This is a genomic window from Achromobacter sp. 2789STDY5608621, from assembly GCF_001299375.1.
Classification (GTDB): domain Bacteria; phylum Pseudomonadota; class Gammaproteobacteria; order Burkholderiales; family Burkholderiaceae_B; genus Achromobacter; species Achromobacter insuavis.
The window spans coordinates 17111-29710 of sequence record NZ_CYTU01000034.1 but is presented as its reverse complement, the minus strand read 5'-3'; the positions used below and the strand labels follow the sequence as shown (position 1 = coordinate 29710).

General features: G+C 62.3%; 11 protein-coding genes and 1 pseudogene. 7 read left to right on the top strand and 5 right to left on the bottom strand.

All coding sequences use genetic code 11. The features are described from left to right. The first annotated feature begins 10 nt into the window (after positions 1-10). Positions 11-2488: a TonB-dependent siderophore receptor gene (locus AOZ53_RS24365; RefSeq protein WP_231689856.1), complete on the top strand. Its 2478-nt coding sequence runs from the start codon at positions 11-13 to the stop codon at positions 2486-2488. 418 nt (positions 2489-2906) lie between these two features. Here the strand turns inward: AOZ53_RS24365 and AOZ53_RS24360 are convergent. The 3 genes and pseudogenes from AOZ53_RS24360 to AOZ53_RS24350 form a co-directional block, all read right to left on the bottom strand. Beyond that, a pseudogene (locus tag AOZ53_RS24360) lies at positions 2907-3563 on the bottom strand (SDR family oxidoreductase); the annotation flags it as partial. Between the two features lie 142 nt (positions 3564-3705). Further along, positions 3706-4665: an alpha/beta hydrolase gene (locus tag AOZ53_RS24355; RefSeq protein WP_054428407.1), complete on the bottom strand. Its 960-nt coding sequence runs from the start codon at positions 4663-4665 to the stop codon at positions 3706-3708. Positions 4666-4966: 301 nt separating this feature from the next. Continuing rightward, positions 4967-5695, bottom strand: a complete 729-nt coding sequence (locus AOZ53_RS24350) for a dihydrofolate reductase family protein (protein ID WP_054428406.1) — start codon at positions 5693-5695, stop codon at positions 4967-4969. 215 nt (positions 5696-5910) lie between these two features. Between AOZ53_RS24350 and AOZ53_RS24345 the strand changes: the two genes are divergently transcribed. After that, a complete protein-coding gene (locus tag AOZ53_RS24345) occupies positions 5911-6807 on the top strand; it encodes a LysR family transcriptional regulator (RefSeq protein WP_054428405.1) in 897 nt (298 codons plus the stop codon). A 43-nt stretch (positions 6808-6850) separates the two neighbouring features. On the opposite strand, the gene AOZ53_RS24340 is transcribed toward AOZ53_RS24345, so the two are convergent. Then, complete coding sequence (locus tag AOZ53_RS24340) at positions 6851-7444, bottom strand: cytochrome P460 family protein (RefSeq protein ID WP_081397565.1); 594 nt, start codon at positions 7442-7444, stop codon at positions 6851-6853. 91 nt (positions 7445-7535) lie between these two features. Beyond that, complete coding sequence (locus AOZ53_RS24335) at positions 7536-8006, bottom strand: (R)-mandelonitrile lyase (RefSeq protein ID WP_054428404.1); 471 nt, start codon at positions 8004-8006, stop codon at positions 7536-7538. A 566-nt stretch (positions 8007-8572) separates the two neighbouring features. Between AOZ53_RS24335 and AOZ53_RS24330 the strand changes: the two genes are divergently transcribed. The 5 genes from AOZ53_RS24330 (at position 8573) to AOZ53_RS24310 (ending at position 12556) form a co-directional block, all read left to right on the top strand. Continuing rightward, the gene (locus tag AOZ53_RS24330) at positions 8573-9310 is read left to right on the top strand and encodes an SDR family oxidoreductase (RefSeq protein ID WP_054428403.1); all 738 of its coding nucleotides are present in this window, start codon (positions 8573-8575) and stop codon (positions 9308-9310) included. Positions 9311-9332: 22 nt separating this feature from the next. After that, positions 9333-10343, top strand: a complete 1011-nt coding sequence (locus tag AOZ53_RS24325) for an aldo/keto reductase (protein ID WP_054428402.1) — start codon at positions 9333-9335, stop codon at positions 10341-10343. Between the two features lie 125 nt (positions 10344-10468). Continuing rightward, the gene (locus AOZ53_RS24320) at positions 10469-11536 is read left to right on the top strand and encodes an NAD(P)-dependent alcohol dehydrogenase (RefSeq protein WP_217482961.1); all 1068 of its coding nucleotides are present in this window, start codon (positions 10469-10471) and stop codon (positions 11534-11536) included. Positions 11537-11745: 209 nt separating this feature from the next. Then, positions 11746-12099, top strand: a complete 354-nt coding sequence (locus tag AOZ53_RS24315) for a cyclophilin-like fold protein (RefSeq protein WP_054428401.1) — start codon at positions 11746-11748, stop codon at positions 12097-12099. Between the two features lie 82 nt (positions 12100-12181). Further along, positions 12182-12556 (top strand): DUF2255 family protein, encoded by a 375-nt coding sequence (locus AOZ53_RS24310; protein WP_054428400.1) that lies wholly within the window; start codon positions 12182-12184, stop codon positions 12554-12556. Positions 12557-12600: the final 44 nt, after the last annotated feature.

The window sequence follows — 12600 nt, the reverse complement described above, 5'->3', positions numbered from 1 at the left end:
GAGAGACTTCATGTCGTACAACCCCTCTGTTCACTCTATTTCCGTCCGCGGCATGCGCCTGCGCGCCTTGCCGTCCCATTTGGCGCTATTGTTCATGGCGTCGGCCCTGCTTGCCTCGCCGATGCTGCATGCGCAAGGCGCCGTCATGGCCTCCGAGTCCACCGCCCGCCGCTTCGACATCCCTGGCGGGCCGCTGGCCCAAGTGATCAGCCAGTATGCAAGCGCAGCCGGCGTGGCCATCTCGTTCGATGCCGCGCAAACGCGCGGCTTGACCTCTGCCGGCGTGCATGGCGCGTATGGGGTGGATGCGGGCTTCGCGGTCGCACTGGCGGGTAGTGGACTGGAGGCCGTCCGCGGCGCGCAGGGCGCTTACACGCTGCAGGCTCTGCCCGTAGCGGGATCCGTGGTCACCCTCCCCAGCATCGCCGTGACCGGCTCCACCGAACGGCTGGCCGACGACGGCTTTGTGGCGGTGCGTTCGTCGGGCGGCACCAAGACCAATACGCCCCTGATCGAGATTCCCCAAGCTATCAGCGTCGTCAGTCGCGAAGAAATGGATCAGCGGGGCGTGCAGAACTTCAATTCCGCAGTGGCGTACACACCCGGCATTCGCGCCATCGACTATCCGGGCGGGCAGGGCGCGCCCGACATCTACCTTCGAGGTTTCCGCGCCTTCAACCTGTTCTCGACGTTCCGGGACGGCCTGCGCGCGGGGTTTAACCAGTACGACATCGATATCGAGACCTACGGGCTGGAACGGATCGACGTCATCAAGGGGCCGTCGTCCGTGCTGTACGGGCAAATCGCCCCGGGCGGGCTGGTCGACATGACGACGAAGCGCCCGACCGAAACGCCGCTGCATGAAATCGAATTGCAGGGCGGGAATTTCGACCGCCGCCAGGCCGCGTTCGACTTTGCAGGTCCGATGGATCAGGAGGGCAAGTGGCTTTACCGCATCACCGGCGTGGCGCGCAACAGTGGCACCCAGGTCGACCATTCGCCCGACGACCGGCTCTATCTGGCGCCGTCGCTGACATGGCGTCCCACCGACCGGACCAACGTCACCGTCTACGCCAGCTACCAGAAATCCAAGCGCGGCGGTTCGGAACAAAGCCTCCCGCTGACCGGCACCGTCTATGACAACCCGGCTGGCCGCTTCCCGTCGGACGTCTTCCTGGGGCAACCCGACCTGACGCACTACACGGTCGAAAACACCTCGGTCGGCTATGAAATCGAACATGCCGCCACGGAAAACTGGACCGTGCGTCAGAAGGCGCGCTACACGCACGCCGACGTGGATTACGTGTCCAGCGGCGCACGCAACAGCGCGCAACTGACCGCCGGACGCTACTACACGTTCGGCATGCAGGACCGCCCGAAAAGCACCGACACCTTCCTGGTCGACACCAATGTCGAAGGCCGCATTTCGACGGGCGCCGTGCAGCACACCGTTCTGGCGGGCCTGGACTATGGGTACTATTCCGGCCGCGAATCCCGCACCGGGGGCACCAATGGCACGGTGGACATCTTCAATCCCGTCTACACCAATACCACCACGTGGAACAGCTTCAAATCGGTGGACGGCAAGAGCCAGGTCTATCAGACCGGGTTGTATGCGCAGGACCAACTGCGCTATGAGCGCTGGATCCTGACGCTGGGCGGCCGCTATGACTGGGCCACCAACAAGGAATCCGACTATCTGTCCGATGCGTCCAGCACAGTCAACTCGGAAGCCTTCACCGGCCGTAGCGGACTGACCTATCTTTTCGACAACGGCATCGCACCGTACGTCAGCTACTCCACGTCGTTCCAGCCCGCCTCGGGCACCATGGCACCGGCACGGGGAGGCGGCAATTTTGATCCGACCAAGGGCAAGCAGTACGAAGTCGGCATCAAGTACCAGCCCCCGGGTTCCGACAGCATGATCACCGCGTCTCTGTTCCAGTTGACGCAGCAAAACGTCACGACCGCGGACCCTGTGTACTCCGGCTATTCGGTGCAGGACGGCGAGGTGCGCTCGCGCGGGCTGGAGTTGGAAGCGAAGACCTCGCAGGCCGCGGGCCTGAACGTGGCGGCGTCGTACACCTATCTGGATGCCGAGATCACCAAGGACAATGCCAATCTCGTCACCGGCGTTAGCAAGAAGGGCCTACGCCCAGCGTCGGTGCCGCGTCACATGGCGGGCCTGTTCGTCGACTACACCGTACGCACCGGGCCGCTCGCCGGGCTGGGCCTGGGCAGCGGCATCCGGTATGTTGGGTCGTCCTACAACGCGGCCAATACGATCAAGATCGGCGGGTACACCCTGGTTGATGCGGTGGTCCGATATGACCTGGGTCAGTTGAGTCAAGATCTCAAGGGCTTGCGCGCTTCGATTAGTGCGACCAACCTCTTTGATAAGCGCTATTTCACCCCGGGTTTCTACGATCAGTCCGTGTTTTACGGCAACCGGCGCGCTGTGGTGGGGACATTGAGCTATAGCTGGTGACGTCATCGAACTGCGTGCAGCAGACAAGGAATTGGCCCTTTGAAGTCTAGCAGGTTCGTATCGTCGAATGGCTGTTTCTGGGAGGGAGTGACAGTTGCCACGGGCGGGTTCCGCCCCTATGCCTATGCAGACAGTCAAAATCTCGGAATGCGGACGTTCAACGCTTTGCGAGAGAGGGCTGGAGCGTCAGTGTTGGACTAGATTTCCATTGAGGCCGTAGTATTTGAGTAGCGCTTAAACCAAGACTCGGTAACGGCGGTCTGCAAGGCCTGCGCGGATAGCGGGATCGATACCGGGCTGCGTGTCTGATAGTCATCGGCTAGGCAGGCGCACATCGCCCGCGCCAGGCGATGCGCCGGAGGGATGAGGATTTCGTCCTTAATCACGGGAGTCCGTTGCGGCTGCGGATCCATGCGGCTCAGCGGTAGGCGGCGGGCCTGTCGCCATCGGTATGAGGTTGGCTGATGCCTAGGTCTGCCTTGATGTGGCGCCCTGGTTGCTTGACGAGATCAGCCACGAAGCGACCGATGCTGGCGCGCGAGGTCTCCGTTCCCTTGAATATCTCACCTTTCCGGGTCAGTTCGACCTGCTCGATGGACTTGTCCGTGAGCCAGACAGGGCGCAGAACGGTGTAGTCCAGCGAGGACTGCTCAATCACCTGCGCTGTCTTCAGATGGGTCGGCCGGGTGTAGCCCACCATGCCCTTGTCCCAGGTGTTGAACGGCTCGGGCAACTCGTCGTAGATGCCCCCTGCGCTGATGGCGATGATGCGGCGAACGCCTACTTCCTCCATCACCCGAACGACGCCTTCCGTGAGGTCGCCCAGATCCATGCCCCCCATCGCGCTGATCACGACGTCCTGTCCTTTGATCGCCGCTCTGAGGGAATCGAGGTTCCGGGCATCGCCCTCCACGATGTGGACGCGCTGACTTTCGAAATCACGTAGGTGCTTGGCACTACGCGCAAAGAGCGTCAACTCTATGTCGCTCTGCTCCAAAAGCCGCACCGCGATTGCTCTGGCGGATTGGCCATTGGCACCCAACAAGACCACTTTCTTCATCGAGATTGTCCTCCACTGATTTGCGGCAAAGTCATCTCCATCAGTCGCGCTTTCGTCACAGCTCCGTGTTCAGCAAGAATGCCGCACCTATCTGAGTGGATGGGTGCGGCCATGGCTCAGACGCTGAAGGGTTCAGACCGTCGGATGTGACACCCGTTCAGGCCAGGTGTTTCTGGAAGAACATCGTCAGCTTGTCGAACGGGATGACGTCCAGGCGGTCGTACAGATCGGTGTGGTTGGCGCCGGGGATGATCACGAGTTCCTTGGGCTCCGCAGCCGCTGCGTAAGCGGTCTCGCTGAAGTAGCGCGAGTGCGCTTTTTCACCGTGGATGAGCAGTGCCGGGCGCGGCGAGATTTCCGCGATGTAGGTCAAGATCGGCAGGTTCATGAACGACAGCGGCGTGGTGAGGGTCCACGCTGCATTCGAGTTGATGGCGCGGGGGTGGAAGCCGCGCTTCTTGTCCTTGTAATACGCCGCGTACTCGACCACGAACTGCGGCTCACCGCCCTTGAGTTCGAGCGACACCGGGCCGTAGGCGGGCGTGCCCTTTTCCGCATCGGCCCAGCGCTGCTGGCTCAGTTGCTCCAAGGTTTGCAGGCGCTGCTCGGGCGTCGTGCTGTCGTTGTAGCCCTTGGACATGACGCGGGTCATGTCATACATGGTGCTGGTGGCGACGGCCTTGATGCGCTTGTCCACAGCGGCAGCGCCCAGCGCCATGCCGCCCCAGCCGCAGATGCCAATAATGCCGATGCGCTGGCGATCAATGTTCGATTGCAGCCCCAGATAATCGACGGCCGCGCTGAAGTCCTCGATGTTGATGTCCGGCGAGGCAACGTTCCGCGGCTCTCCGCCGCTCTCGCCTGTGTATGACGGATCGAAGGCCAGCGTAGCGAAGCCGCGCTCGGCCATCGTCTGGGCGTACAGGCCGGACGACTGTTCCTTCACGGCGCCGAACGGGCCGCTTATGGCAATGGCCGGCAGCTTGCCGATGGCATTCTTCGGCAGATACAGGTCTCCTGCCAAAGTGATGCCGTAGCGGTTCTGGAAAGTCACCTTCTTGTGACCGATCTTGTCGCTCTTGGGAAAGGTCTTGTCCCATTCTTGGGTCAGTTGCATGCGATTTACCTTTTTGGCAGTGGTGGAAGATGCAGTTGCAAAGCGGGGAGTGCCGGCAAGCAAGGCTGCAGCTCCGGCAAGAACTGCGGCGTGGATGAACTCTCGGCGAGCGGTGGAATGCCCTACGCTCGCGGTGTCGGTAATGGGTCTGCTCATGGCTGCTGGTTCACTCGAAATTGGGATGTGTCTAGAGGGGAGTCGTGTCGTAAATGCAGGCGCGGTTCGCAAAGGCTGGCCGCCACCGGCAGGCGCTGGCCGTGAGATAGCAGACAGCCTCAGGCATCCATCGGCGTCATTGCAGTCAACCATTTGCCTTCCGATCGATCGCATAGCGTAGCCACACGATCCCAGCGGCAAGCGTTTCGACGGACAGCAAGCGCAGCGACCGGCCTGCGGCGGGATGCGCGTCGTGTCTGCTTCCTTGGTACTCGAAGACACTGGGGATGCCCGCAAGACCGTCGATGCCCGGATACACCAGCAGACTGATCTCGTCGATCAGGTCGGCCTTGAGGAAAGCGCCGTTGATGGTGCCACCGCCTTCCAGCAGGATCGTGTCGATGCCGAACGTGGTGCCCAGCGTTTCCATCGCGGCAGCCAGATCTTGCCCCTGGGCACCTGCGAACAGATAAGACACGCCATCTGCGCGCAGTTGGCCCAGGTACTCGTCGGTCACGTGTTCGCCTAAGATCGCCACCAGATGATCCGTCCCGATATGGTCCACTCCATAGTGGAGCTTGCCGCTGGGATCGACCGCGACAGCAAGAGTGCGCTCCTGCCGGTTTCCGACATGGGGGCTGCGCGTCAGTGTGGTGGCGGGCGCTTCATGGAGTTGGGGCGAGGGCGCACCGACCATCTCGGACATCGTCTTGCGGCCAACGATCCAGCCTTGCCCTCCCAATCGGTTGGCGGCGTCTTCATAGATTTTGAGAATCGTATTCGGCTGCGCGCCTTCAGGCAGCGGAGTCCATCGGCCTGACAAAAGCCGGCCATCAATGGAGCCGATCATGTGGCAAATGACTTTCGGACGCATAAATCTTCCTTGGTAAGAAGTGCCGGTTATCTTCAATCCCCTTCCGTGACGTGAGCGCGGTTTCCCAGTTCGAAGGTGCGATGACGATGGTGGGGTTGGGGCTAGGTCTGACAGCAGAAAATCCTGCACGCAAGCTGGCTGTTGACATTGTTGCAAAAAGGCGGAAACCCGATAAGCTGGTAAAATTGGCATGCACCCATGAAGGAGTTTCATGAATGTCCCGTGACAACTACAGCGGACTTCTCGCATTCGTGACCGTTGCCCGCGAGGGCAGTTTCACGCGGGCGGCAGCGCAGTTGGGCGTTTCGCAGTCAGCGCTGAGCCACACCATCCGAACACTGGAAAGCAGCTTGGGGATTCGGCTTCTGACGCGCACGACCCGCAACGTGTCACCGACCGAGGCAGGTGAACGCCTGTACCAGAACATCTCGCCCCAGATGGCCGAGATCGACGCACAGGTCCAGGCATTGAGCGAATTCCGAGACCAACCGACCGGGACCGTGCGCATCACCGCGACCGACTATGCGATCAGGACCATCCTCTGGCCCAAGCTGTCCAAATTTCTTGTGGACTACCCGGATATCAAGATCGAACTGATCTGCGACTACGGCCTCACCGACATCGCGGCCGATCGCTACGACGCGGGCGTGCGCTTCGGCGAACAACTTGCGCAGGACATGATCGCGGTACGGATCGGTCCCGACGAGCGTTTTGCGCTGGTCGGCACAAAGGGGTATTTCGCCAGGAATCCGCCGCCTGCGACGCCGCACGATCTGGTCAATCATCGGTGCGTGAACCTGCGTCTGCCCACGCACGGTGGCCTCTATGCCTGGGAATTCCAGAAAAAAGGCGGCCGGGAGTTCAACGTCCGTGTCGAGGGGCAACTGGTCTTCAACGGCATCTATGAAGTGCTTGACGGGGCGCTGGCCGGGCTGGGGCTGGCTTATGTGCCGGAGATCCTGGCTCAGCCGCACATCGCCAAGGGGCGCCTGGTGCGCATTCTGGAGGAGTGGTGTCCCTTGTGGTCGGGCTACCATCTGTACTACCCGAGCCGACGGCAGCCATCGCAGGCGATGAAACTGGTGACCGAAGCGCTGCGATACCAGCCCTAACCGGACATTCCCTGTCCAGGCGTTTCTCGCGGGGACGGGGCGCTTACTCCGTCGCCGCCGCAGGTGTATCGTTGCCGGATGCGGCCAGCATGCCGATCACCTCATGATCCAGCATCGGCCCGTGCCCACGGGTCGGACTGGGGGCCAGCGCCTGGTGCAGCGCGTTCTCCAATTGGCGGACCGCCGCGCTCTTGATGCGGTCGAGCGTGAACACATAGTCCCGGCTGGCCTGCCCCTTGTGGCAGCCCATGCAGCGTGACACGTTTTCGGAACGATTCACCGTACGGTCGGGATGAAACGCTTGGAACTCCCAATCGCCATTGCGCGTGGCCTCGGGGTAACGCTCACCCCAACCAATGCGCTTTTCCATGACGATGTAGCGAAACAGCTTGCCTTCGCGGTAGTCCTCCATGGTGATGACCGTGCCGCTGGGCAGGGGCTTGCCGCTCTTGGCGGCGCTGATGGCATTCCGGCTGGTGAAGATTTCCTCGCGAATGCCGCCGCGCTCGACGGTGGCGTAGTGAACGCCTTGCCGGTAGTTTGCAGGGAAATCGACGCGATCATTGCCTTGTGCCAGTGCGCCCTGACCAACCAAGACGCTAGTCAGTAGACCAGCGAGCAAATACTTGCGTTCCATAGTGCTCCATTCGTCTTATGGCGGGAAACCCGCCGCGGGGCATTTACGCCCCGTGCGGCGAACCCATCGTGGATGCAAGCCGCGGTCGGGCTTACTTTTTCTCGCTGTAGTCCTTGTCGCTGACCAGTTCTTGCCAGGTGACGTTGGAGCCATCCTTCATATAGGAAACAGCAATGTGGGACATGCCGGTCTTGTCGGTCGCGCCGTGCCAGTGCTTGACGCCGGCCGGAATCCATACCACATCGCCAGAGTTGATCACGCGGCGCGCCTGGCCTTCCTGCTGGACCCAGCCTTGGCCGCCGGTGACGATGAGCATCTGACCGGCAGGATGGGTGTGCCAGGCCGTGCGTGCCCCCGGTGCGAAGATCACCTCGCCGAACGTGGCGTGCGACTCCGCGGTAGCGGGAAAGAGCGGGTCGACGACGGCGTGGCCGGAGAAGTACTTCTTGTCTCCGATGCTCGACGGATTGGTGCCGTTGGGCGTGATCTGGATGTTCTGTGCATGCACAGTGCCAGCGCCCAGGAGTGCGAATAGGGAAATTGCTGCAAGCGTCTTTTTCATAGGTTGCCCCGCGAGGTGGTTGAGGTTGGAGGGTCAGGGGACTGCCCGCCGTGTACCCGTTTTTCGGCGGCGGAACCCACTGCAAGAGCGGCGGCTTTGGTTACTCGCCTACGCGTAATCGCAAGGTGAGGCTGGATGACAGACGTATCCCGTCATCAAAAAGGCGGCCCGATCCATGTTTGTATCAGAGGCCTGCCGTGGGATTAAGCGGGTGAGTCCGCAAGCGGCCATGAAGGAATTTCATCAATCCAGTGTGGCGAAGGATCGAAGAATAGCGGTGTAACACTGCTGTCAATTTAGCTGCCAATATGCAGTTTTATGAAAACGGCTCATGGCTACATTCGTCAAAGGCCTATTTATCAATGTGCGCAGTCGTATTCAAATTGACCCATCGGAAGCAGGCCTGCGAAGCTGTTGAAAGCTAGGCGCTTGCGCTTGGATATTGGAAGCATCGCCCGGCTGGAGAGCGCACTGCCATCGGTCATCTCCAGTGGAATGTCTATAGGCATGGGTTTGGTGCTGCGCGCGCAGTGCTGCAAAACGTATTTCAGAAAGGAAAAAATCACATGACACAGAACATCGAAGGCAGGGTAGTCGTCATCACCGGCGCAAGCAGCGGCCTGGGCGAGGCCACCGCCCGGTTGCTGGCCCGGCAAGGGGCCAAGCTGGTCTTGGGCGCGCGGCGAATCGACAGGTTGCAGGCATTGGCGCGCGAACTCAAGCTGGACGATCAGGCCGTCGTGCAGACCGACGTGACTGACCGCGCGCAGGTGCAGCGCCTCGTCGATCGCGCAGTGCAGCTCCACGGCCGCGTGGACGTGATGCTCAACAACGCGGGCCTGATGCCCAGCGCGATGCTGGAAAAACTCCACGTGGACGAGTGGGACCGCATGATCGACGTGAACATCAAGGGCGTGCTGTACGGCGTGGCCGCCGCGCTGCCGGTGATGCAGGCCCAGAAGAGCGGGCACTTCATCAACGTGGCCTCGGTGGCCGGCCACAAGGTCGGCCCCGGCGGCACGGTCTATGCGGCCACCAAGCACGCGGTGCGGGTGATCTCCGAAGGCCTGCGCCAAGAGGTCAAACCCTACAACATCCGCACCACCATCGTTTCGCCCGGCGCAGTGGCTACGGAGCTGATCGACAGCATCACCGACTCGGACGTGGCCGCCGGCATGCGCAAGACCTACGAGCAGGCCATCCCGGCCGAATCGTTCGCGCGCGTCGTCGCGTTCGCGATGAGCCAGCCCGAGGACGTGGACATCAACGAAGTGCTGTTCCGTCCGACCAGCCAAGCCTATTGATCACGAGAGAGCCAATCGAACCATGGATTACCGTTACCTGGGCCAAAGCGCCCTGAAGGTCTCACCCTTGTGCCTGGGCGCAATGATGTTCGGCGGCGAAACCGATGAGGCCACGTCGCAGCGCATCATCGCCAAGGCGGGCGACCAGGGCGTCAACTTCATCGATACCGCGGACGTCTATCACGCCGGCCGCTCCGAGGAGATCATCGGACGCGCCATCGCCGACGACCGCGACCGCTGGGTGGTCGCCACCAAGTTCGGCTTCCCGGCGTCGGGTACGGCCGGCCCGAACGAGCAAGGCCAGTCGCGCCGCTGGATCTACCAATCGGTGGAGGCCAGCCTCAAGCGCTTGGGCTCCGACTACATCGACCTGCTGTATTTCCATCGCGCAATCCCGGGCCTGCCGCTCGAAGAAAGCGTACGCGCCGTGGGCGACCTGATCCGCCAGGGCAAGGTGCGGTACTTCGGCCTGTCCAATTTCCGCGGCTGGCGCATTGCCGAAGTGGCGCGCATCGCCGACCAGCTCGGCATCGACCGTCCGGTCGCCAGCGAGCCGCTCTACAACATCGTCGATCGCACGGCCGAAGTCGAGCAATTGCCCGCCGCGGGCCACTACGGCCTGGGTGTCGTTTCTTACAGCCCGCTGGCGCGCGGCGTGCTCTCGGGCAAGTACGCCGTGGACGCGCCGCCGCCATCCGACAGCCGTGCCGGCCGTGGCGACAAGCGCATGCAGCAGACCGAGTGGCGGCCTGAATCGCTGAAGGTCGCCCAGGCCATCGCGGCACGCGCTGTCGAGCACGACACGACCTCGATCGCCTTCGCCCTGGCCTGGGTGCTGAACAACCGTCTGGTCAGCTCCACCATCGCCGGCCCCCGTACCGAGGCGCAGTGGGACAGCTACCTCGAAGCCCTGACGGTGCAGCTCACCGCGGACGACGAGCGTTTCGTCGATGCGCTGGTGCCGCCCGGCCATGCCTCGACGCCGGGCTACACCGATCCTGGCTATCCAGTGGAGGGGCGTCGGGTCGGATGAACACCGATGACTTTGGCATACCCGATCGAGGCACCGAGGCGATCTGATCCGGTTTCCGCAATGGCCCTGTCGGCGGCTCTGGTTGGCAGAGCCATTGCAGGGAAGACAACAAAGAATGTGAGTTGATGATGAAGACCGTAGGCTACGCCGCGCATAGCGCGGACACCCCGCTGGCGCTGTTCGAGTTCGAGCGGCGCGAACTGCGGAACAACGACGTTGCGATGGAGGTTCTCTATTGCGGCGTGTGCCACTCTGACCTGCATACCGCCCGCAACGATTGGGGCGGCACGCTGTATCCGATCGTGCCCGGCCACGAGATCGTGGGCCGCGTCACCCAGGTTGGCGCCGGCGTCAGCAAGTTCCGCGTTGGCGATCACGTCGCCGTGGGCTGCATGGTGGATTCTTGTCAGCATTGTGACCAATGCGACGAGGGACATGAACAGTTTTGCCGTGAGGGCTTGGTCGGCACTTACTCGGGCCTGGATCGCATCACAGGCGATGCTACCCAAGGTGGCTACGCCAAGCACCTCATCGTGCGTGAGGAGTTTGTGCTGTCCATCCCCGAAGGGCTGGATCTGTCGCGGGTGGCGCCGCTGCTGTGCGCGGGCATCACCACGTACTCGCCGCTGCGGACCTGGAATATCCAGCATGGCAGCCGGGTAGCGGTGATCGGATTGGGCGGCCTGGGTCACATGGCGGTCAAGCTCGCAGCCGGCATGGGGGCGCACGTCACGGTACTGGGCCGAACCGACGCCAAGGCCGTGGATGCCAAGGCGCTGGGTGCCCACGAATTCATCGTCTCGGCCGATCCGGCGGCAATGAGCGCGGCGCAGTCGCGTTTCGACCTCATCATCGACACGGTGCCAGTGGAGCACGACCTCACGCCCTACCTGCCGTTGCTGGATGTGGATGGCACGCTGACACTGGTCGGCCAGATCGGGGGCATTCCGCAGACGACTTCTGTGCCGCTCATCATGGGACGTCGCCGCGTGGCGGGCTCTCTGATTGGCGGCATCCGCGAAACGCAGGAGATGCTCGAATTCTGCGCCAAGCGGAACATCCTGCCCGAATGCGAAATGATCCGCATGGACGAGATCAACGAAGCCTTCGAGCGCATGGAACGCTCCGACGTCCACTATCGCTTCGTCATCGACATGTCGTCGCTGTCGGCGGATGCGCGCAAGGCGGCGTGATGCGAAGGACAACTCTGCACCCTGTGGCCCGCGTTGCACGTGGGGAGCTTGGCACCCTTTCGGGCGATCGGGTGGTACGCAGGAACGCCAGATGGCTTGGATTGGGCGTGCTGTGCGCCGCCGCGTTGTCGGTGGCCACCGGCGCCATAGCGGGCGATGCCTCCAGCCCTTCTTCAAGGAGGTCCTCGACACAGGAACAACATCGCGCCATGCAGATCAGCATCGACATCGAAGGAACCACCCTCACTGCCACCTTGGACGATAACGACAGCTCCCGGGACTTCGCCTCCCTGCTGCCGTTGTCGCTGACGCTGGACGATTACGCCGCAACGGAGAAGGTTAGCGACCTGCCTCGGAGGTTGTCCACCAAGGACGCGCCTGCGGGGACAGCCGCCAAGGCAGGCGACCTGACCTACTACTCGCCCTGGGGCAACCTGGCGATTTTTTACAAGGACTTCCGACACGCCAGCGGACTGGTGAAGCTCGGCTCGCTGGACTCGGGCGTCGAGATCATGCGCCGGCCGGGGCCTCTCAAGGTCACCATCCGAAAGGCAACGCAGTAAATAGGCAGAGCTGTCGGCCAGCTTCGTACCAGGCATCGGCTGCGCCGCTCCGGCGCCGGCATCTATATTCCGGAGAACGAGCATGTGGAATCAAGAACAACTCGACCGCATCGTGGATGCGGACGACCTGAAAATCTCGCCGTTGCGCAACGATGGCAAAACCTACGGCACACCAACCTGGATCTGGTGCGTGCAGGTGGACGGCGAACTGTACGTGCGTGGCTATAGCGGCACGGCCTCTCGCTGGTACCAGGCCGCAATCAAGCAGCGGGCAGGCCGCATTTCGGCGGCAGGATCGGTGATCGACGTCACGTTCGAGCCGGTCGCCGGCCCCACCAACGACGCGATCGACTCCGCATACCGGGCCAAGTATTCCACCAGCCAGTACCTGCGGCCGATGATCAGCGACCGTGCGCGGGCGGCGACGGTGAGGGTGCTTCCGCGCGATCCCGCCTGATCCCATCCGCTGGGAATCAGCAGAGAGCAGCGGGAGGCCGCAGC